Raw genomic sequence first — 19,679 nt, forward strand, 5'->3', positions numbered from 1 at the left:
TGGAATACGCACATCTCCGCGCGATTCGCGGATGTGCCTGACTGCAAACCCTACGAAGGAAGCCTTAATGCCATGTTAACCATGCCATCCCCCGTCATGGTTTCTGTGCCGTAAACGAAAAAGACCCGGACCAGGGTCCGGGCCAAGGGCGGTCTGGTTTCCCAGGCCGCGACGGGCTGATGGCGGCGACCCCTTCGAGCCGCCGCGATTGTTTTACGAGTGGTAGGCCGCTTCGCCGTGCGAGGAGAGATCGAGACCTTCGCGTTCGGCTTCGACCGAGACGCGCAGACCCACGATCAGATCGACGACCTTGTAGAGGATGGCCGAGACGACGCCGCACCAGATGATGGTGATGACGACGGCGGTGAGCTGCGTCATGAACTGCGAGGCGATCGAGAAGTCGGCAGCACCCGTGCCGCCGAGCGACGGGGCGGTGAAGATGCCGGTGCCGAGCGCACCGACGAGGCCACCGATGCCATGGACGCCGAAGACGTCAGCCGTGTCGTCGTAGCCGAACTTGTTCTTCACGACGGCGACGAAGAAGTAGCAGATCGGCGAGACGATGAGGCCGAGCACGATGGCGCCGAACGGACCGACGGAACCGGCAGCCGGGGTGACGACGACGAGGCCGGCGATCATGCCCGAGGCTGCACCGAGCAGCGAGGCCTTGCCGCGGGTGAAGGCTTCGACCACAGACCAGGCGAGGATCGCGGCAGCGGTGGCGACGAAGGTGTTGACGGTGGCGAGAACCGCGCCGCCCGAGGCTTCGAGGTTGGAGCCGGCGTTGAAGCCGAACCAGCCGAACCACAGCATGGCGGCACCGACGAGGGTGAGCGTCATGGAGTGAGGGGCCATCATGTCCTTGCCGAAGCCGGTGCGCTTGCCGACCATGATCGCGCCGATGAGGCCTGCGACACCGGCATTGATGTGCACGACGGTACCGCCAGCGAAATCAAGCGCGCCCATGTTGAAGATCAGGCCGTTGCCGTCCCAGACCATGTGGGCGATCGGGAAATAGACGAAGGTGGCCCAGAGCACGGTGAAGAGGATGACGGCCGAGAATTTGATGCGCTCGGCGAAGGCACCGATGATCAGCGCCGGCGTCAGGGCTGCGAAGGTCATCTGGAACAGCATGAAGATGTATTCCGGAATGACGACGCCGTCGGAGAAGGTCGCCGCCGTGCTGTCGACGGTCACGCCCGACAGGAACATCTTGGCGAAGCCGCCGAAATAGGGGCTCGTCGAGCCGCCGAAGGCGAAGGAATAGCCATAGGTGACCCAGACAATCATCATCAGCGCGCCGATGACGGTGCACTGCATGAGAACCGACAGCATGTTCTTGGCGCGCACCAGGCCGCCGTAGAACAGGGCGAGACCGGGGATCAGCATGAAGAAGACGAGCAGCGTGGCGAGGAACATGAAGACCGTGTCCGCCTTGTCGGGAACCGGTGCTGCGGCAGCGGCTTCAGTGGCGGCCGGTGCGGTTTCCTGCGCGAAGGCGACCACGGGCGCAAACACGGCCGCCGTGGCGGTGGCCACGCGGGAAAGGGTGTGAGAAAGCTTGAATGACGACATTTTAACTAGGCTCCCTGAAAGGCCGTTTGCTTAGAGCGCTTCGGAATCGGTTTCGCCGGTGCGGATGCGCATGGCGTGGTCGATGGCGTAGACGAAGATCTTGCCGTCGCCGATCTGGCCGGTCTTGGCCGCGCCGGCGATCGCTTCGACGGCCTTGTCGACGACGTCGCCGGGCACGGCGATCTCGATCTTCAGTTTCGGCAGGAAGCTGACGGCGTATTCGGTGCCGCGGTAGATTTCCGTGTGGCCCTTCTGGCGCCCGTAACCCTTCACTTCGGTCACGGTCAGGCCCTGGATGCCAACGGCGGTGAGGGCTTCGCGCACCTCGTCGAGTTTGAACGGCTTGATAATGGCCATTACGATTTTCATCTGGATTCCCATCCTTCGTGCTTGTCCCCCAGCCGGGGCCATCTCTCCTTGCCGTGCGCAGATGCAACGACTGAGACCTACACATTCAAGGGGCGTGCCAGATTCGAACGGCTCAGCTAAAATGCTGAATTTAAATCGATAAAAATGACATTCTCGCTGCGGCGCAAAAAATCGCCACCGCAAATGATCAAAAAATGAGCGATAAAAGTATTATGAATAAAATTTAGTCAGTTGCCTTTTTCCGAATCAACCCCTCCTGGGCGACGGAGGCAAGAAGAGTGCCGGAACGGCTGAAAATTGCGCCACGCGTCATGCCGCGCCCACCGAAAGCCGAGGGACTGTCCTGGCTGTAGAGCAGCCAGTCGTCGAGAATGGGCGGGCGGTGGAACCACATGGCATGGTCGAGGCTCGCCACCTGCAGCCTTCGGTCCAGGACGGAGGTGCCGTGCGCGAAGAGCGAGGTGTCGAGCAGCGTCATGTCGGAGAGATAGGCCAGCACCGCCGCCTGCAAATGACGCTTGGCCGGCACCGGCCCGGTCGTGCGCACCCAGATGTTCTGGCTCGGCTCCAGCTTCTCGGCGGAGAAATAGTGGTCGAGCGCGACGGGGCGCAGCTCGATCGGCCGCGGACGTTCCCAATAGGCACGGATATGGGAAGGCGCCTGCGTCAGGAACCGCTCCTTGAGCTCCGCCTCGCCGAGCAGGTGCTCCGGCATCGGTACATCCGGCATCGACGCCTGGTGCTCGAACCCCTCTTCGTCGTCCTGGAAGGAGGCGGTCATGAAATAGATCGGCTTGCCGTGCTGGATGGCCGTAACCCGGCGCGTGGCAAAGGAGCCGCCGTCGCGGATGTTCTCCACGTCGTAGATGATCGGCACGGCCGGATCGCCCGGCCGCACGAAATAGGCGTGCAGGGAATGCACGAAGCGCCCCTCCTCCACCGTACGCGTCGCCGCCACCAGTGCCTGGCCGATCACCTGCCCGCCGAACACCCGCTGCCAGCCGACCTGCGGGCTCTGGCCGCGAAAGAGCCGCACCTCGAGCTGCTCGAGATCGAGCGTTTCGATCAGAAGGTCCATGGCGGGGTTCTTGGGCTGATGGCGCGACATTTGGACGTGGCTCCGATACATGGCCTGAGGTAGGAAAGCGGCCCCTCCTCCTCTATATAGGGGGAAACAAGACCTCAAGCGGCCAGGAGTCTCCCCATGACCGACGTGATCGAGCCCGACGCGACCAAGCCCGACGCCCCCATGCTCGACGTGCTCGTTGCCGGCGGCGGCTATGTCGGTCTGTCGCTGGCCGTCTCGATCAAGAAGGCGGCGCCGCACCTTGCCGTCGAGGTCGTCGATGGCGCGCCCGCGCATGTCTGGCAGAAGGACGAACGCGCCTCGGCCATCGTCGCGGCCGCACGCAACCTGCTCGACGTGCTTGGCGTATGGAACGAGATCGCCCCGGAGGCCGAACCGATCCGCCGCATGGTCATCACCGATTCGCGCACCGCCGATCCCGTCCGCCCGGTCTTTCTGACCTTCGAGGGTGCCGGTTCCGGCGATGACGGCCAGCCCTTCGCCCATATGGTGCCGAACCGCGCCATGACCGGCAGCCTGCTGCGCCAGGCCGAGATCCTCGGCATTCCCGTACGCTGGTCGACATCGGCCGAGGGTTTTGCCACCGGCCAGCACGCCACAGACGTCACCCTTTCCGATGGTTCTGCACGAAAAACCCGCCTGTTCGTCGCCTGCGACGGCGTGCGCTCGAAACTGCGCGACATGGCTGGCATCAAGACCGTGCGCTTCGACTACGGCCAGTCCGGTATCGTCACGACCGTCGAGCACGAGCGCCCGCATGACGGCACGGCGGAGGAGCACTTCCTGCCCGCCGGTCCCTTCGCCACGCTGCCGCTCACCGGCAACCGCTCCTCGCTCGTCTGGACCGAGCGCACGGAAGACGCCCGCCGCCTCGTGGAAAGCGACGATCTCGTCTTCGAGGAAGAGCTGGAGCGCCGCTTCGGCCACAAGCTGGGCGCGCTGAAGGTCGTCGGCGGTCGCCGCGCCTTCCCGCTCGGCCTCACACTTGCCCGCGCCTTCATCGCCCCGCGCTTCGCGCTGGCGGGCGATGCCGCGCACGGCATCCATCCAATTTCCGGCCAGGGCCTCAATCTCGGCTTCAAGGATGTGGCCGCACTCGCCGAAACCATCGTCGAAGCCGACCGCCTCGGCCTCGACATCGGCGCCGTCTCGGTTCTGGAGCGCTACGAAAGCTGGCGCCGTTTCGACACGGTGCGCATGGGTGTCACGACCGACGTGCTGAACCGCCTGTTCTCCAACGACATGACACCGATCCGCGTGCTGCGAGACGTCGGCCTCGGCATCGTCGACCGCCTGCCCGGCCTCAAGTCTTTCTTCATCCGGCAGGCGGAAGGCACAACGGGCGGCGGACATCCGCGCATGCTGGTCGGTCAGCGGATTTGATTGACGACGCACCCTTAAAAAGCGCACCCCACCCACATCCGTCATCCTCGGGTCAAGCCCGAGGATGACAAAAGAGAGGTCGCGGTAACTCTGAACGACGCCCGCCCTCGTCCCTCACTCCTTGATTTCCCGCGCCTCGGAAATCAGCATGATCGGAATGCCGTCCCGGATCGGATAGGCGAGCTTGGCCTTTTCGGAAATCAGTTCCCCGGCCTGCGCATCATATTGTAGCCGGCCCTTGGTCAGCGGACAGACGAGGAGTTCGAGCAGTTTGGGAGCGACCCGGCTGGTGCTGTCATCCATCGGTTGCGTCCTACTGCAGCCGCGAATCGACATCGCCATAGGCACGGGCGAGCACGATCTCGGTGATGGCGATCAGGGTTTCTGCACGCGTTTTCAGGTCGGGCGCCTCGAGAAGCGCCTGCTTTTCCGCGGGGCCATAGGGCGACATCATCGCCATAGAATTGACCAGCGTCGTGTTGCTGGCGCGCTCCACGCTCTCCCAGTCCGCCTCCAGCTTGTTGGCGTCGAGATAGGCCTTGAAGGCGGCAAGCAAGGCATCGCGGTCGACGCTCGTCTCATCGTCCTGCGCGGAGAGATCGCCGATGAAGGGCGCGATGCGGAAGCTGCGGTAGGATTTCGCGCCGGAGGCTTCCTCCAGCAGGCGATAGCGACAGACGCCGGTAAGCGAGACGACGTAGCGCCCGTCGCCTGTCTCCGCAAACGAGGTGATGCGACCGATGCAACCGACCTTGCACAAGGCACCGCCGTCATGACCGGTCTCGTCTGCGCGATGCTCGCCGAAAACCGGCTGCACCATACCGATCAGCCGGTGCGAGGCGAGCGCGTCATCGAACATGGAAAGATAGCGCGGCTCGAAGATGTTGAGCGGCAATTGGCCACCCGGCAGGAGAAGCGCGCCCGTCAGCGGAAAGACGGGGATGGTCTCCGGCAGGTCCGTCGGCTTCAGATAGCGCGCATTTCCCACATGCATGGCATTGCCTTCCATTCCGTGGCGCAGCGTCCGGATACTCCGCCCGGCCTTTACCGACGCGCCTGTTTCGAATGTGGTGTAGGCGCGTCGTTTCTCAAGGGATGCCGCCATACGGCAGGCGAAAAACCTCAGGAAAACAGGATCGACGACAGCTTGCGGCGCGCCGAGATCGTCGCCGGGTCCTTCGGACCCCAGACGTCGAAGAACTGCAGCAGTTCACGGCGGGCACCGTCATCCTCGAAGGCGCGGTCGCGCTTCATGATGAGAAGCAGATGCTCGGCCGCCGCCTGCCGATCGCCTTCGACATTGCGGATCTTCGCAAGATTGAGCCGTGCCGCATGGTCGTCCGGATTGAGCGCCAGGGCCTGTTCGAGCGCGGCGGGGTCGCCGAGCTTGCGCGCCTCCTCGATCTGGTCGAGTTTCTTGAGGACGGCGGCTACGGCGGGGTCCGCGGCGACCGCTTCCGGCAGGCCCGTCAGCGCCTGGCGAGCATTTTCCGGCTGGCCGACAGCGATCATGCATTCGGCAATGCCGGCAAGTGCTGCGGCATTTTCAGGATCGGCCTGCAGCAGCGCGCCGTAGAGATTGGCCGCCCCGTCGATGTCGCCCGCATCGAACAGGGTTTTCGCCTCGGTGAGCAGCGCCTCGATCTCGGCCTTCTCGTCTGCGCCTGCGGGTCCGGCGATCTTGTCGATGAAATCGCGGATCTGGCTTTCCGGGACAGCACCCATGAAACCATCCACCGGCCGGCCGCCGACGAAAGCGATCACGGCGGGAATGGACTGGATGCCAAGCTGGCCGGGAATGGACGGGTGGTCGTCGATGTTGAGCTTGACGAGCTTCACGCGGCCTGTACCCTCGCGCACGACCTTCTCGATGATCGGCTGGAGCTGTTTGCAGGGACCGCACCAGGGCGCCCAGAAATCGACGAGAACGGGCTGCTGGCGCGAGGCCTCCAGCACGTCGCGGGTAAAGCTCGCCGTCGTCGTATCCTTGATCAGGTCATCCGCCGGTGCCGCGCCGCCATAGCTCGCCGAAACGTTCATCTGCCCGCCATAGGACGATGCATAGGGATTTTCGCCTGCACTCATGGTCTCTCCTGTGGCGCCAGGCGCCTCGTTCATCTGTCTGCGCTGAAAATCGTATGTCAGGCCGTGACTTTCAAGACAAGCGGCTCGTGTCCGGTCGCCGCGATGAAGCGCAGGAGGTCCTTCGAACCGATCGAGGTCGTCGCGTCGTTGCGCAGCGGATGGCAGTTGATCGTATCATATTGCATGAGATCGGCATCGACGATCATCTTCACCTTGCCTTCGGTATCGTTGATGACGCCGAAAGCCGTAACCGCACCCGGAATGACGCCCAGATATTCCATCAGCTTTTCCGGCTTGCCGAAGGAGACGCGGCTTGCCGCGCCGATGATCGTATGGATCGTCTTCAGGTCGACCGTCGCGTGCTCCTCGACCGTCATCAGGAAGTAGTTGTCCTTCTTGTCCTTCACGAACAGGTTCTTCGTGTGGCCGCCGGGGATTTCGTCACGCAGCGCCACCGATTCGGCAACCGTGAACACCGGCGCATGCTCCTTGGTCGAATGGGAGATGTCCAATTCATCGAGAAACTGGAAAAGGTCCTTGTCGGTCTTCGGCTGCATATCGCTCATGTCATTGATCCCGGCGTGATTTGCGTCCCTCGCTGATAAGACGTCACCACGACAAGCGCAACCGCCTGAGAATCCGGCACTTTGAAAGCCATCGTAATTTTTTCTTCAAAATCCGGAATTTCCCTGTTGCGTTTTAAAAGGGCTTGGGCCATATACCGCCCGTCGCCGCAACGCAGCGACCTTCGGCCAAGCGATCTACCCCAGGCCGTCGCAGATGAGCGGGTGTAGCTCAGGGGTAGAGCACAACCTTGCCAAGGTTGGGGTCGGGCGTTCGAATCGCCTCACCCGCTCCATTCTTCCAAGACGTATGAAGCCTCGGTTCGCCGGGGCATTTTTGTTTCCGGGTTTTCCTCAATAGTGATCAAGGCGTTACCGGCAGCGTCGAGCGGTTTTGCTCGCGCCATGTGGCCGGGCTTTGCCTGGTGACCCGGCGGAACTCGCGATTGAAGTTCGATTTGGTCTGGAAGCCGGATTCGAGCATGGCCGCGGTGACGGACATGTCGGTTTCACGCAGCAGGCGGCAGGCCTCGGTAACGCGGAAATCGTTGATGTATTGCGAGACGTTCTTGCCGACGAGGCGGTTGATCGCGCCGGAAATCTGACGGGCCGGGACACCGGCCCGCCGGGCGAGGCGCGCCAGCGTCAGACTATCGTCGCAAAACAGTTTTTGCTCTTTCAGCAGCCGATCGACACGTTCGAGCACGTCGCGGTCCCGCGCGGTCGCGGCGGCGTCCTCTTCCGTTTCCTCCGAAGGCGCCGAGGGGGCATGGGCGCGCGCGGCCACCGTCGCAGTGAGGCCGACGAGAAGGGGGCCGAGCAGATTGGCATTGCTGACGATGGCGGGCACGTTTTCCGCGTGCCCCCACTCGATCGCGAGCAGCACGGCGATGTCGAAGGCGGCGGACAGGCAGAGGGCGAAGGCGGCAATCAGAAGAGCCCTGTGGGCGCCGGCGGCGCCATCGAGCCGGGCCGCGTCCAGCGCGTCGGGACCGGCATGGGCAAGCCGCAGGAGGATAACGGCATAGCCGACGAAAATCACGACCAGCGCGCCGTCAATGAGACCAGGCGCCAACACCAGAAGGGCGGCGATGGCCAGTGGCGGTACGATGTTCAGCCAGCGGATATCGGCCCGTTCACGATGAATGAGGCTCTGGAAGCTCGCCAGAGCCAGCGGCGGCAGGCTTCCCGCCAGCACGGGCAAGACAAACCGGATGGCGGTCACGTCGTAACCCCAGCGCAGGCCGACGGCGATCGACTGCAGGACGCAGAGCCCGATCAGCGCCAGGAACGGCCGGTTGCCGATCTCCCGGTGACGCAGCAGCGCGATGAAGCGCAGGAAAAGCAGGAGGGCGATGACGAAAGGCAGGGGAATGAAGAGCACGGGGGAACACGGAAGAGATCGGTTGATGGTGACGCCTATCATGATCCGGATCGCGATCAAGGGCGACCTCGAACGCGATCAAGGTCGCGGTGGCTGCCGATAGGAACGAGGATTTCCCGGTCAAATGCAACCGAACGAGGTTTCCATGTTCATTCGTCGTCTGTTTTCCCTTCTTTTGCTCACCAGCGTGGCGGCGTCCGCCCAGGCTGGTGAGGTCGGCGTCCGCAGCCTCAGCGTGCCCGCCCCTGAACGCGGCCGGGATCTTGCCGTCACCGTCTGGTATCCAGCCGGTGGCGGCGGCGCGCCGACCATGATCGGCGACAACCAGCTGTTCAAGGGCGCCGCGGCGCGCGAAAATGCCCCTCTTGCGGCCGGCGCCTTCCCGCTCGTGCTGCTTTCCCACGGTTCAGGCGGGCGCGTGGAGGCGATGAGTTGGCTTGCGACGGCGCTTGCCGAAGCCGGCTTCATCGTTGCCGGACCAAACCATCCCGGCACGACGAGCGGCGATTCGACGCCGGCGGCAACGCCGCGGATCTGGGAGCGCACCGCCGACCTCTCGGCGCTGATCGATCGCTTTTCAACCGATGCCGACTGGCGTGCGGCGGTGGACACTGCGCGGATCGGCGTCGTCGGCTTTTCGCTCGGCGGGGCGACGGCGATGGAAATCGCGGGTGCGCGCGCCGATCTCGAGGCCTATGCCCGCTATTGCGATGGCTACGCGAAGTGGGATTGCGCGTGGTTCGCCGGCGGCCGGGGTTATGTCGGTGACGCGCCGGTCAAGGTGGAGAAGGTCGATCTGCGCAAACTCGACAAGGCACGCTTCGAACAGTCGAACCGCGATCCGCGTGTACGCTCGGTGGTGGCCGTCGATCCCGGATTGGCGCAGGCCTACATCGCCGACAGCCTGAAGGCGATCGACATTCCACTTGCCTTCATCAATCTCGGCAACCCCGGCACGATCCCCGAAGCGGTGATTTCGGACCGGCTCGCGGCACTCGTTCCCCAGGCGACCTACGCGGCGGTGGCGGAGGCCGGGCATTTCAGTTTCCTGCCCGAATGCAAGGAAGGCAGTACGGAGTTGCTGAAATCGTTCGGCGAAGTCGACCCGATCTGCGAGGATCCCGGCAGGCGCCCACGCGGCGATATCCATGCCGAACTGAAACGGCTGATCGTCGAGGCGCTGGAGCGCAGCCTCAGGGCATCGTTCTGATCGTCATAGGAAAAAGGCCCGGCGGCCGGTTCCGGTCCGCCGGGCCTTTCAGGTGCCGTGTGGCTCTGTCTCAGGCGGCCCGGCGCTGGGGCACGCCATGGCCGCGGCCATCTGCAATGTGGAACTGCGAGAGGGCCGTCTGAAGGTGAGCCGCCTCGCTGGCGAGAACCTGGCTGGCGGCAGTGGTTTCCTCGACCATGGCGGCATTCTGCTGGGTCATCTGGTCCATCTGGTTGACGGCCGTGTTGATTTCGCCGAGCGCCGCGGATTGTTCCTGCGCAGCGCGGGTGATCGAGACAACGTGGTCGTTGACGCGATTGACAAGATCCTTGATCTGCGAAAGCACGTCGCCGGTCGACAGAACAAGCGCGACGCCACCCTTCACCTCGCCGGCCGAGGCGTTGATCAGCGTCTTGATCTCCTTGGCGGCATTGGCCGAGCGCTGGGCGAGCTCGCGCACTTCCTGGGCGACGACGGCAAAACCACGGCCGGCTTCGCCGGCGCGGGCGGCCTCGACACCGGCATTGAGCGCAAGAAGGTTCGTCTGGAAGGCGATCTCGTCGATCACCCCGATGATCTGGCTGATCCTGTGCGAAGACTGCTCGATGCGGCCCATGGCATCGATGGCGCTTTTGACGATATCACCGGACGTCTCGGCACTTTCCTTGGTCGCGCGCACGATGTCGGAGGCTTCGATCGCCCGCGTCGTCGAGGCTTTGACTGTGGTGGTGATTTCCTCGAGCGCAGCAGCCGTCTCTTCCAGCGAGGCGGCCTGCTGTTCCGTGCGGTGCGCGAGCTGATCGGCGGCAGCCGACAGTTCGCGGGAATTGCCGGTGATCGTGCCGGCGGTGGCGAGGATGCCGCCCATCGTGCTGCGCAGCGTCAGCATGGCGCCGTTCACATTGGCCTGAAGCTCGGCGAAATCGCCCTGGAAATGACCCGTCATCTCCTGCGTGAGATCGGCATGCGAGAGCGAGGCGATAACACGACGCACTTCGCTGACGCCGCGGTCGACATTCTGCACCAGTTCGTTGACGCCGGTCGCAAAACGACGAAGGTCCTCGTCCTCATAGGCCTTGGTGATGCGGCGTGAGAAATCGCCGGCGGCGGCGGCGGCGACGATCGTCGCTATGTTCGATTGCAGGTCCTTGCTCTGCGCCTGAAGTGCTGCTTCCTGCGCTTCCATCTCGCGCATCTGCATCTCGTTGGCGCGGAAGACGTCGAGTGTGCGGGCCATGGCGCCGATCTCGTCCTTGCGCTCGGTGCAAGGGATCGTGTCGTCGAGCTTGCCACTGGCAAGATTGGACATGACGCCGGTGAGAAGCTGGATCGGGCGAACAATGCCCTTGCGGGCGAAAACCATGCTGAGCAGCATGCCGGCGACGATGCACACGAAGGCGGTGGCAAGCAGCAGGACCTGCGTCGTCGTCGAGCGGGAGATGGCGGTGGCGCGCGATTGCGAGAGCGTTTCCGCCGAATAGGTTGTGTATTCCTTGAGCGCCGCAGTCACGGCTTTCTGGCCTTCCAGCGCCTTGTCGAGAGCGGCGAGAATGGCAGCGCGGTCATCGCCTTTTTCTGCGGCGACGGCAACCATGGCGCGGATCTGGTCGAAATAGGGCGTCATGGCCGCCCGCACGCCGTCGAGCAGCTTCTGCTCGCTGGCGTCGGCCGTAGAGGCGATCTTCGGCAAGCGATCCAGCATCTCCCCGGAGCGCTTGTCGGTCTCGGCGGCGAAATCGGCGGCCTTTTCCGGCGCGAGCGCCAGCTGGTAGGTCATGCGGCTGATGGCAATGACGTCGATGCGCAGGTCCATGGCCTCGCGGGCCACCTCTTCGCGTGCGCCGGTATCCTGAAGCGCGGCGCCGAGCGAGGTCAGGCCGCGGCTGCCGACGGTGGCGATCGTCCCGGCGGCAAGACCCATCAGAAGCACCAGAAGGCCGACCTTCCGGGAAATGGAGAGATCCGAGATTTTCATGGACTGAGGTCCCCTGGGGCGACCGGCGCTATCCTGGCGCGCGTCTCCCGGCACAACCCGGTATCATTCCAGGTCCATGCCGTCCTTGTGCGGGACAAAGGTTTCGATTGTGTTGCGCTGCAGCAATCGCCTTTCCGAAGGATCAGTCCTTCTGGAAGACGTAGTCCGTCTCCTGTCGCAGCGTTTCACCGGGACGCAGGATCGCGTTCGGGAAATCGGCGTGGTTGACGGCATCCGGCCAGATCTGCGTTTCCAGGCAGAAGCCGGCGAAAGCACCGTAGTGTCGGTCTTCAAGGCCCGGAACGGACGTATCCACCTTCGAACCGGTATAGAGCTGCACGCCCGGCTCGGTGGTCAGCACGGTGAGCGAAACGCCCGAGAGCGGACTGCGGACCTCCGCGACGCGGCGCTTGGTCACCCGCTCCGACGACAGGCAGAAATTGTGGTCGAAGGCAACGCCGCCCTCTTCCGTCTGGCGGGCAAGCGGAGTCCATTCCCTGAGATCGAAGGGCGTGCCGGCAACGGAGCGGATTTCACCGGTCGGAATGAGGTTTTCGTCGACGGGCAGGTAATGTTCTGCAGCCAGACGGATCTCGTGGCCCAGCGCATCCGCACCGTCATCGAGGATGAAATAGCTGTGCTGGCAGAGATTGACCGGTGTGGGCGCGTCGGTGACAGCCTCATAGACGACGGAGAGCACACCGTCGCCCGGCAGACGATAGGTACAGGTGATCGCGCAATTGCCGGGATAGCCGGCGCGGCCGTTGGGATCGCTTACGACAAGTGTAACGAAGTCACTGCCCTTTTCGGCAATGCGCCAATTCTGCCGGCCCGTGCCGTCGCTTCCGCCGTGCAGATGGCCGATGCCTCGTTCATTGCATTCGAGCTGGTAGCCGGTACCGTCAATGGCAAAACGGCCGCCGCCGATACGGTTGGCGCAGCGGCCGGGCGTCGCGCCGAAATAGGGGGAATGATCGAGATAGGCGGAAAAATCCTTAAAGCCGAGAACGAGCGGCGCATCGTGGCCATCGAGCCGGAGATCCTGGATGACGGCGCCCCAGGTCAAAACATGGGCCGTCAGTCCGCCGCCGGAAATCGTGATGCGCTCCACCACTTCACCAGAAGCCAACCGACCGAAGATATGCTGTTCCTGCCCCACGCTCGCGTCTCCTCCACCGGTCGTTTCACAACGCGGCAACCTGCTTCAATTCCCTGTCGGCTGCAACCGAAAAGTCATACTTTTAAGAACCCATCAGATGTTCTTCTGGTAGACGATGAAGGGCGTCTTGTCGGCGATCCGATCATAGAGCCTGCGCGCAGTGGCGTTGAACTCCTGCGTCATCCAGTAGACTTCGGGTGACCCCGCCTCCGTCGCCTTGGCGTAGACGCCTTCGATCAGCGCCCGACCGATGCCGCTGCCGCGCACGTCGGGATCGGCAAAGAGATCCTGCAGGTAGCAGACATTGCCGATCGTCCAGCACGAGCGATGGAAGAGATAGTGCGCCAGACCGACGGGCTTGCCGTCCAGCGTGGCGATGAGGCCGCGATATTCGCCGTCGGAGACCTCGCCCGTCAGGCGGGCGAAGGTCGTGGCAAAAATCTCTTCCGGCAAGACCGTCTCGTAGAAGGCGAGATAGGCCGTCCACAGACGGCGCCATTCGCCTTCATCATCCTTGTGCAGCGGGCGAATGATGACGCGGTTCATGAACTGGCTCCCGTTCCGATCTTGTCGAGGTCATATGGCGTGGTCTGGTAGATTTCGTTGATCCAATTGCCGAAGAGCAGATGCGCATGGCCGCGCCAGCGGTTCTGCGGCGGCAGTGCCGGGTCGTTGTGGGGGAAATAGTTCTTCGGCATCTTGATCGGCACGCCAGCCGAGACGTCGCGGAAATATTCGTCGGCCAGCGAGGTCGAATCATATTCGACATGGTTGAAGATGTAGAGCCGGTTACCCGCCTTTTCCTGCACGAGGCAGACGCCCGTCTCGTCGGAATCGAGAAGGACGTCGAGATCCTGCACGGCGCGGATATCCTCCGGACGGATTTCCGTCCAGCGCGACACGGGCACTTCGAAATCGTCGGAGAAGCCGTTCAGATAGACCGATGACGGATTGCGGTTATGGTGACGGTAGACGCCAAAAGCCTTCTCGTCGAGAATGCGCTTCGGCACGCCATGGAAGTGATAGATCGCCGCCATCGCGCCCCAGCAGACATTCAGCGTGGAATGCACATTGGTCTCAGTCCAGTCGAGAATCTGCTTCATCTCGTTCCAGTAGGTGACGTCCTCATAGTCGAGGGTTTCCACCGGGGCGCCGGTGATGATGAAGCCGTCGAACTTGCGGTGTTTCACCTCCTCCCACGTATCGTAGAAGGCGAGCAGGTGCTCTTCCGAGGTGTTTTTCGCACGGTGACCGCCGACGCGCACCAGCGACAGCTCCACTTGCAGGGGCGAGGCGCCGACGAGGCGCGCCATCTGAACTTCCGTTTTGATCTTGTTCGGCATGAGGTTGAGCAGCCCGATCTGCAACGGACGAATATCCTGCCGGATCGCCATCGTTTCGGTCATCACCCGGACACCCTCGTGAACGAGGGTTTCGAAGGCGGGGAGCGTATCGGGAATCTTGATGGGCATGTCTCAACTCGATCCAAAACAAAAACCGGCCGCAACGACGTCGCAACCGGTCCACGTAAGGGTCTTCCTCGCGCGGCCCTTTAGCGACTTGTTTAACGTGGCTGCAAGCCGGCCGGCCAAATCACCACGAGGAATTTAAATAGCGCCACTCAGCCTGCGAATCAATCCATGCACCGAGGCCCGGATGCGGCGGGCATCCGGGCCTCGGTCAGAAATCTCGCCGAAGGGCTCAGTAGTAACCGAACGAGAATCTGTAGCCGTTTTGGCTGTTGTAACCGTAGCTGCCGCCGTAGTGCTTCTTGTAGCCATGGTGCTTCTTGTAGCCGTAGTGGCCACCATAGTGCTTCTTGTAGCCCGAATGCTTCTTGTAGCCATGATGCTTGTGACCGTAGCCGTGGCTCTTGTAGCCATAGTAGCCGGCATAGGACGGAGCGGCGAAGGACACCGCAGCGACAGCGGCGACGACGGCGGAAATGATGAACTTGCGCATAGGACTCTCCTGATCTCTTTCGGGTTGCAGGATGAGCGCCTCTCATCCAATGACCCGACTATCCCATGGCCTCATCTTCCGCGCTGTTTCGGATGGAACAGGGGGTTCATGCGCCTGCATTCTACCCCTCCTCCGTCATGCTCGGGCTTGACCCGAGCATCCACCCTCTGCAGTTGCCGCATGGATCCTCGGCTCAAGGCCGAGGATGACGAAAGAGAGGGAAGCGCGTGTTTCGGGCCTGCTCAGCCCTCCAGCTCTTCCCGCAGCATTTCCAGCTCCAGCCATTCCTCTTCCATCTTCGTCAGCGAGGCGCGCAGCTTTTCCATCTCTGCAGCGAGCTTGTTGAAGGTGGCGGGGTCCCTGGTGAAGAGGTTGGGATCGGCCATCTTCGCCTCGCGGGCGGCGATGTCCTTTTCCGCCTTTTCCATCTCCTTCGGCAGGTTTTCGAGCGCGAACTTCTGCTTGTAGGAGAGCTTGCCCTTGGCCTTGCTTTCGGAGGATGCGGCGGCAGGCGCGGCTTCCGCCGCCTTGGCCTTCTCGGCCTTTTCCACCTTGCGCCTTTCCTCGATCGCCCCGCGACGCTGGGCCATCATGTCGGTGTAGCCGCCGGCATATTCGATCCAGCGCCCGTCCGGATCGTCCGGATCGGCGGGTGCAATGGTCGAGGTGACGGTACGGTCGAGGAAATCACGGTCATGGCTGACGAGCAGCACCGTGCCGGCAAAACCGGCGACGATTTCCTGCAAGAGGTCCAGCGTCTCGATGTCGAGGTCGTTGGTCGGCTCGTCGAGGATCAGCAGGTTCGTCGGCCGGGACAGAATGCGGGCCAGCATCAGCCGTGCGCGCTCGCCGCCGGAGAGGTTGCGGATCGGTGTGCGTGCCTGTTCCGGCTGGAAGAGGAATTCCTTCATATAGCCGGTGACATGGCGCTGCTCGCCGTTGACCAGCAGGTTTTCGCCACGCCCGTCGGTGAGGTAATGGGCGAGCGTATCGTCGAGGTTCAGGTCCTCGCGGCGCTGGTCGAGCGTGGCGATCTCCAGATTGGTGCCGAGCTTGACCGTGCCGCTGTCCGGTTCCAACTGGCCGGTGAGCATCTTCAAAAGCGTCGTCTTGCCGGCACCGTTCGGGCCGACGAGACCAATGCAATCGCCGCGATGCACGCGGATCGAGAAGGGCGCGACGATGGTGCGCTCGCCGTAGCTCTTGGTGATCTTTTCCGCCTCGATGACCAGCTTGCCGGATTCCTGCGCATCGGAGGCGCTGGCCTGCACGCTGCCCTGCGGACCCTTGTGGCCGCGATAACGCGAGCGCAGATCATGCAGCGCGCCGAGGCGGCGCATGTTGCGCTTGCGGCGCGCCGTCACGCCGTAGCGCAGCCAGTGCTCCTCGCGCTCGATCGCCTTGCCGAGCTTGTGCTGCTCCAGCTCCTCCGCCTCCAGCACCTCGTCGCGCCAGGCCTCGAAATGGCCAAAACCGCGGTTCAGGCGACGCGACTGGCCGCGATCGAGCCAGACGGTGGCGTTGGACACCTTTTCCAGAAAACGACGGTCGTGCGAGATCACGACAAGCGCCGAGCGGGTCGATTGCAGCTCGCCTTCCAACCATTCGATGGTCGGAAGATCCAGATGGTTGGTCGGCTCGTCGAGCAAAAGGATGTCCGGCTCCGGCGCCATGACGCGGGCGAGCGCCGCCCTGCGCGCCTCGCCGCCCGAAAGCGACTTCGGGTCTTCCGTGCCGTCAAGGCCGAGGTGCTCGAGCAGATAGGTGACGCGGTACGGGTCGTCGCTCGGGCCGAGGCCCGCTTCGGCATAGGCCGCGACCGTGTCGTAGCCGTCGAAATCCGGGGCCTGGTGCAGGTAGCGGATGGTCGCGGAGGGATGGCGGAAGACCTCGCCCGATTGCGCCTCGGCAAGGCCGGCGGCGATCTTCATCAGCGTCGATTTGCCCGAGCCGTTGCGGCCGACAAGCGAGATGCGGTCGCCAGGCTCCACCTGCAGGCTCGCGCCGGCAAGCAGCGGCGTGCCGCCGAAGCTCAGGAAGATATCGTCGAGTTTGAGAATGGGCGGTGCCAAGGGTCAGGCTCCTGAAAGGTCATAGGGCCGGGCGATGAGGATCGCGCGGCCGGAGGCAAGCGAAAGGCGGATCGGGCCTTCGGCGACATTGGAAATGGTGCGCGAGGAGCCGAAGGGCAACGAGAAATCATGGAGCGGATAGCGCACATTGCCGATGAAGAGGCCCGACAGCGGCGAAAGGCCGAGGATCGAAAACAGGCTGCCCTTCGGTAGGTCGATCTCCCGGCTGCCCGGCAAGACCGGCCAGGCCTCCTCCTCGCCGGAGGTGAGCTTGATCGCATAGCCGTCTTCGGCGAGCGACACCGCATGAAGCAGGTGCATCAGCGCATGGTCGCTGCGCTCGCCGCCGAGCGCGCCGACCAGAACGATGTCCTTCGCGCCGCGTTCGGTCGCAACAGACACGGCGATCGCCCCGTCCGTCTCGTTCTTGGCGACGGGATAGGGCTGGCGCTCGACGCCGGGCCAGGCGGCGATGAGATCATCCGGCGTGGAATCGAAATCGCCGACCCAGATCTCCGGCACCACGCCAAGCGTCGCCGCATGCCGCATGCCGCCATCGGCCGCCACGAAGCGCGCACCGACAATATCGGCCCGCACCCGCGGCGTCACCGCGAGCGCGCCGCCGAGAAGGACGACGAAGGTCTGATCTGCCAAGGCCGGTATGGTCATGGCTGATGCCCTTAGCGCATGTTTCCCGCAAAAGGAAAGAGTTTGGCGGCAAGCCCGTGCCAATCAGGCGATGAAGCGCTCCGGCCTGTAGGGTCCGATATTGATCACGGTGCGTTCGCCCAGCATCTTTTCCGCCAGCACACGGCCGGTGATCGGGCCGAGCGTCATACCGTGATGAGCGTGGCCGAAGGCGAACCAGAGGCCGGAATGGCGCGGGGCTTTGCCGATGACGGGCATCATGTCGGGCGTGCAGGGGCGGCAGCCCATCCACGGCTCTTCGTCGCGGCGCTCGGCGAGCGGGAAGAACTCGCGCGCCACCTTTTCGGCGCGGCGCAGCTGCACCGGCGTCTTGCGCGTATCGCGCCGCGCGAATTCGGCACCGGTGGTGAGGCGGATGCCACGCTGCATCGGCGCCAGGAAATAGCCGCGCTCGGCATCGAGCACCCAGTTGTTGAGCGTCGCGCCTTCTTCCGCACCATAGTGCATGTGGTAGCCGCGCTTGACGGCGAGCGGGAAATGGTAACCGAGCTTGCGTGTCACCGTGTCGGCCCAGGGGCCGAGCGCCACCACGACTTCCTTGCCTTCCAACGGGCCTTCCGGCGTCGCGATGCGCCAACCTTCGCCCTCCAGCACATGCTCGATGGTCGCCGCATCGCCCGATTTCAGCTGGCCGCCGAGCGACTGGAAATAGCCGAGATACCGCTTCATCAGGCTCTGCGGGTCGAGGATCGACCAGGGATCGGTCCAGCGCAGACCGCCGGTCAGGTCCGCACGAATGGAGGGCTCCATCTGCGCCACTTCCGCCGTCGTCAGCTTCTGATGGTTGACGCCGAAATTGGCCGAAAGCTTTTCAGCCTCGGCATAGGCCTTGTCACGCTCCTTCTCGGAGCGGAAAACCTTCATCCAGCCATCCTTGCGGATGAGATCCTCGGCGCCGGAGGCGGCGATTAGATCGGCATGTTCGGAAATCGAGTTCTCGATAAGCGGCGCATAGAGATGCGCGATGCTCTGGTGCTGGCGGAAACCGGAATGCCACCAATAGCGGGCGAGGAACGGAATAATGCCGGGAATGGCCGAGGGGTGATAGTGCGCGTCGATCGTGTTGTTCAGCGCGTAGCGGAACAGGGCACCGAAATCGTGCGGGAAACCATAGGGGAAGACGCCCTCGCGCTGGATCAGGCCGGCATTGCCGTAGGACGTCTCTTCCGCAGCGCCGCGCCGATCGACCAGCACCACCGATTTGCCGCGCCGCGCCAGATGGATCGCGGTCGAAATGCCGATCACGCCCGCGCCGAGAACAATGACATCCGTCTTCATGTGCTGCCCCATACTCCACATTCACATACCCGATCCATTGCATGGGCCGAACGGCGGATGCAAGCCGCTTGCTTGCGTCAAAGCGACATCAAGGAAGAGAGGTCGACAGTCCGCAGCCGCGCAGCTAGCTTCACGCTGCCATGAACAGGGAGAAACGGCATGCAGCTCGGTACGATACGCGAACTCTGGCGGTATCCGGTCAGCTCCCTGACCGGCGAACGGCTCGACGCCACCGACCTCGACGAGACGGGCGTTGCGGGCGATCGGCAATGGGGTCTGTTCGATGCCGCTGGCACGGATGTCGCGGCCCCCGAGAGCGAACGGCGCTGGCGGCCCGTGCCGGGGCTGCGGTCGCGGATGGGGGGCGAGGGGCCGCAGGTCAGCCACGATGGCGCGGCCTGGCACGCCGTGCCGTCCGCCGAGGCAGACAGGGTTGCGTCGGAGCATCTGGACTTTCCGGTGCGCTTCCGGCGTTTTGGCGAGAGCGATGCCGCGCCGCGTTATGATCGCGGTCACCTGCACATCCTGACGACCGGGTCGCTCACCCGTCTGCAGGCGCTTCTGCCGGCAGCCGTCATCGACACGAGGCGCTTCCGACCGAATATCCTGGTCGAGACTGATGCGGGCGATGTGGACTTCGTCGAACAGCGCTTCATCGGAAAGTGGCTGACCGTCGGAGACGCTGTCGTCGAAATCACCGAACCCTGCACGCGCTGCGCCTTCACCGCGCTGGGGCAACCGGACATCCCCTTCGACAAGGATGTCCTGCACACCATTGCCAAACATGGCGGCGGTGGCTTTGGCGTGCTGGCCAAGGTCGTCACGACGGGCCGGATCGCATCCGGCGACGCCGTCAGTATCGACTAGAC

Annotated in this window: 20 protein-coding genes, 1 tRNA gene and 1 riboswitch; of the genes, 4 read left to right on the forward strand and 17 right to left on the reverse strand. The window is 63.5% G+C overall.

Going from position 1 to position 19,679, the window contains the following annotated elements; all coding sequences use genetic code 11:
* Positions 1 to 213: 213 nt before the first annotated feature.
* The 3 genes from MUU55_RS24115 to tesB all read right to left on the reverse strand — a co-directional run bounded on the left by MUU55_RS24115 (position 214) and on the right by tesB (position 3,052).
* Entirely contained in the window at positions 214 to 1,575 is a 1,362-nt protein-coding gene (locus MUU55_RS24115; protein ID WP_244763332.1) for an ammonium transporter, read from the reverse strand.
* 30 nt (positions 1,576 to 1,605) lie between these two features.
* Positions 1,606 to 1,956, reverse strand: a complete 351-nt coding sequence (locus MUU55_RS24120) for a P-II family nitrogen regulator (protein WP_280519100.1) — start codon at positions 1,954 to 1,956, stop codon at positions 1,606 to 1,608.
* Between the two features lie 211 nt (positions 1,957 to 2,167).
* Complete coding sequence (tesB, locus tag MUU55_RS24125) at positions 2,168 to 3,052, reverse strand: acyl-CoA thioesterase II (protein WP_244763334.1); 885 nt, start codon at positions 3,050 to 3,052, stop codon at positions 2,168 to 2,170.
* 141 nt (positions 3,053 to 3,193) lie between these two features.
* Here tesB and MUU55_RS24130 point away from each other — a divergent pair, with 141 nt between their 5' ends.
* The gene (locus tag MUU55_RS24130; protein WP_244763497.1) at positions 3,194 to 4,414 is read left to right on the forward strand and encodes a ubiquinone biosynthesis hydroxylase; all 1,221 of its coding nucleotides are present in this window, start codon (positions 3,194 to 3,196) and stop codon (positions 4,412 to 4,414) included.
* 114 nt (positions 4,415 to 4,528) lie between these two features.
* Here the strand turns inward: MUU55_RS24130 and MUU55_RS24135 are convergent, their stop codons facing one another.
* The 5 genes from MUU55_RS24135 to MUU55_RS24155 form a co-directional block, all read right to left on the reverse strand.
* A complete protein-coding gene (locus tag MUU55_RS24135; RefSeq protein WP_244763335.1) occupies positions 4,529 to 4,717 on the reverse strand; it encodes a Trm112 family protein in 189 nt (62 codons plus the stop codon).
* A gap of 10 nt (positions 4,718 to 4,727) precedes the next feature.
* Positions 4,728 to 5,408, reverse strand: coding sequence for an LON peptidase substrate-binding domain-containing protein (locus tag MUU55_RS24140; protein ID WP_244763336.1), 681 nt, complete (start codon positions 5,406 to 5,408; stop codon positions 4,728 to 4,730).
* A gap of 128 nt (positions 5,409 to 5,536) precedes the next feature.
* The gene (gene trxA, locus MUU55_RS24145; RefSeq protein ID WP_244763337.1) at positions 5,537 to 6,499 is read right to left on the reverse strand and encodes a thioredoxin; all 963 of its coding nucleotides are present in this window, start codon (positions 6,497 to 6,499) and stop codon (positions 5,537 to 5,539) included.
* 56 nt (positions 6,500 to 6,555) lie between these two features.
* A complete protein-coding gene (locus MUU55_RS24150) occupies positions 6,556 to 7,065 on the reverse strand; it encodes a prolyl-tRNA synthetase associated domain-containing protein (RefSeq protein WP_244763338.1) in 510 nt (169 codons plus the stop codon).
* Positions 7,062 to 7,217, reverse strand: a complete 156-nt coding sequence (locus MUU55_RS24155; protein WP_244763339.1) for a hypothetical protein — start codon at positions 7,215 to 7,217, stop codon at positions 7,062 to 7,064. The genes MUU55_RS24150 and MUU55_RS24155 overlap by 4 nt, the downstream gene beginning before the upstream one ends.
* A gap of 66 nt (positions 7,218 to 7,283) precedes the next feature.
* On the opposite strand from MUU55_RS24155, the gene MUU55_RS24160 reads away from it, so the two are divergent.
* A tRNA-Gly gene (locus MUU55_RS24160) sits at positions 7,284 to 7,358 on the forward strand.
* Positions 7,359 to 7,426: 68 nt separating this feature from the next.
* Here the strand turns inward: MUU55_RS24160 and MUU55_RS24165 are convergent.
* Positions 7,427 to 8,446 carry a helix-turn-helix domain-containing protein gene (locus MUU55_RS24165; RefSeq protein WP_244763340.1) on the reverse strand — a complete coding sequence of 340 codons (1,020 nt, stop codon included), beginning with the start codon at positions 8,444 to 8,446 and terminating at the stop codon, positions 7,427 to 7,429.
* Between the two features lie 145 nt (positions 8,447 to 8,591).
* Here MUU55_RS24165 and MUU55_RS24170 point away from each other — a divergent pair, with 145 nt between their 5' ends.
* On the forward strand, positions 8,592 to 9,656 hold the full coding sequence (locus tag MUU55_RS24170) for an alpha/beta hydrolase family protein (protein WP_244763341.1): 1,065 nt from the start codon (positions 8,592 to 8,594) through the stop codon (positions 9,654 to 9,656).
* A gap of 70 nt (positions 9,657 to 9,726) precedes the next feature.
* Here MUU55_RS24170 and MUU55_RS24175 read toward each other — a convergent pair whose 3' ends face one another.
* From MUU55_RS24175 to MUU55_RS24210, 8 genes are all read right to left on the reverse strand, one after another.
* A complete protein-coding gene (locus MUU55_RS24175; RefSeq protein ID WP_244763342.1) occupies positions 9,727 to 11,631 on the reverse strand; it encodes a methyl-accepting chemotaxis protein in 1,905 nt (634 codons plus the stop codon).
* Between the two features lie 142 nt (positions 11,632 to 11,773).
* Positions 11,774 to 12,790, reverse strand: a complete 1,017-nt coding sequence (locus tag MUU55_RS24180) for an aldose epimerase family protein (RefSeq protein ID WP_244763343.1) — start codon at positions 12,788 to 12,790, stop codon at positions 11,774 to 11,776.
* Between the two features lie 93 nt (positions 12,791 to 12,883).
* Entirely contained in the window at positions 12,884 to 13,336 is a 453-nt protein-coding gene (locus MUU55_RS24185) for a GNAT family N-acetyltransferase (protein ID WP_244763344.1), read from the reverse strand.
* Positions 13,333 to 14,262, reverse strand: coding sequence for a homoserine O-acetyltransferase MetA (gene metA, locus MUU55_RS24190; RefSeq protein WP_244763345.1), 930 nt, complete (start codon positions 14,260 to 14,262; stop codon positions 13,333 to 13,335). The genes MUU55_RS24185 and metA overlap by 4 nt, the downstream gene beginning before the upstream one ends.
* Positions 14,263 to 14,322: 60 nt before the next feature.
* Positions 14,323 to 14,400, reverse strand: a riboswitch (SAM riboswitch).
* Positions 14,401 to 14,491: 91 nt separating this feature from the next.
* Complete coding sequence (locus MUU55_RS24195; protein WP_244763346.1) at positions 14,492 to 14,752, reverse strand: hypothetical protein; 261 nt, start codon at positions 14,750 to 14,752, stop codon at positions 14,492 to 14,494.
* A gap of 242 nt (positions 14,753 to 14,994) precedes the next feature.
* Positions 14,995 to 16,824, reverse strand: coding sequence for an ABC-F family ATP-binding cassette domain-containing protein (locus MUU55_RS24200; RefSeq protein ID WP_244763347.1), 1,830 nt, complete (start codon positions 16,822 to 16,824; stop codon positions 14,995 to 14,997).
* 3 nt (positions 16,825 to 16,827) lie between these two features.
* Complete coding sequence (locus MUU55_RS24205; protein ID WP_244763348.1) at positions 16,828 to 17,493, reverse strand: thiamine diphosphokinase; 666 nt, start codon at positions 17,491 to 17,493, stop codon at positions 16,828 to 16,830.
* A 63-nt stretch (positions 17,494 to 17,556) separates the two neighbouring features.
* Positions 17,557 to 18,810: an NAD(P)/FAD-dependent oxidoreductase gene (locus MUU55_RS24210; protein ID WP_244763349.1), complete on the reverse strand. Its 1,254-nt coding sequence runs from the start codon at positions 18,808 to 18,810 to the stop codon at positions 17,557 to 17,559.
* 159 nt (positions 18,811 to 18,969) lie between these two features.
* On the opposite strand from MUU55_RS24210, the gene MUU55_RS24215 reads away from it, so the two are divergent.
* A complete protein-coding gene (locus tag MUU55_RS24215; RefSeq protein ID WP_244763350.1) occupies positions 18,970 to 19,677 on the forward strand; it encodes an MOSC domain-containing protein in 708 nt (235 codons plus the stop codon).
* Positions 19,678 to 19,679: the final 2 nt, after the last annotated feature.

Source organism: Shinella curvata (assembly GCF_022899935.1).
Taxonomy (GTDB): domain Bacteria; phylum Pseudomonadota; class Alphaproteobacteria; order Rhizobiales; family Rhizobiaceae; genus Shinella; species Shinella curvata.

Coding starts and splice junctions, on each gene's coding strand:
- MUU55_RS24115 (WP_244763332.1), bottom strand. CDS start 1,575: ATGTCGTCATTCAAGCTTTCTCACACCCTTTCCCGCGTGGCCACCGCC.
- MUU55_RS24120 (WP_280519100.1), bottom strand. CDS start 1,956: ATGGGAATCCAGATGAAAATCGTAATGGCCATTATCAAGCCGTTCAAA.
- MUU55_RS24205 (WP_244763348.1), bottom strand. CDS start 17,493: ATGACCATACCGGCCTTGGCAGATCAGACCTTCGTCGTCCTTCTCGGC.
- MUU55_RS24130 (WP_244763497.1), top strand. CDS start 3,194: ATGCTCGACGTGCTCGTTGCCGGCGGCGGCTATGTCGGTCTGTCGCTG.
- MUU55_RS24175 (WP_244763342.1), bottom strand. CDS start 11,631: ATGAAAATCTCGGATCTCTCCATTTCCCGGAAGGTCGGCCTTCTGGTG.
- MUU55_RS24210 (WP_244763349.1), bottom strand. CDS start 18,810: ATGAAGACGGATGTCATTGTTCTCGGCGCGGGCGTGATCGGCATTTCG.
- MUU55_RS24155 (WP_244763339.1), bottom strand. CDS start 7,217: ATGGCCCAAGCCCTTTTAAAACGCAACAGGGAAATTCCGGATTTTGAA.
- metA (WP_244763345.1), bottom strand. CDS start 14,262: ATGCCCATCAAGATTCCCGATACGCTCCCCGCCTTCGAAACCCTCGTT.
- MUU55_RS24140 (WP_244763336.1), bottom strand. CDS start 5,408: ATGCATGTGGGAAATGCGCGCTATCTGAAGCCGACGGACCTGCCGGAG.
- trxA (WP_244763337.1), bottom strand. CDS start 6,499: ATGAGTGCAGGCGAAAATCCCTATGCATCGTCCTATGGCGGGCAGATG.
- MUU55_RS24215 (WP_244763350.1), top strand. CDS start 18,970: ATGCAGCTCGGTACGATACGCGAACTCTGGCGGTATCCGGTCAGCTCC.
- MUU55_RS24135 (WP_244763335.1), bottom strand. CDS start 4,717: ATGGATGACAGCACCAGCCGGGTCGCTCCCAAACTGCTCGAACTCCTC.
- MUU55_RS24150 (WP_244763338.1), bottom strand. CDS start 7,065: ATGAGCGATATGCAGCCGAAGACCGACAAGGACCTTTTCCAGTTTCTC.
- MUU55_RS24195 (WP_244763346.1), bottom strand. CDS start 14,752: ATGCGCAAGTTCATCATTTCCGCCGTCGTCGCCGCTGTCGCTGCGGTG.
- MUU55_RS24170 (WP_244763341.1), top strand. CDS start 8,592: ATGTTCATTCGTCGTCTGTTTTCCCTTCTTTTGCTCACCAGCGTGGCG.
- MUU55_RS24185 (WP_244763344.1), bottom strand. CDS start 13,336: ATGAACCGCGTCATCATTCGCCCGCTGCACAAGGATGATGAAGGCGAA.
- tesB (WP_244763334.1), bottom strand. CDS start 3,052: ATGTCGCGCCATCAGCCCAAGAACCCCGCCATGGACCTTCTGATCGAA.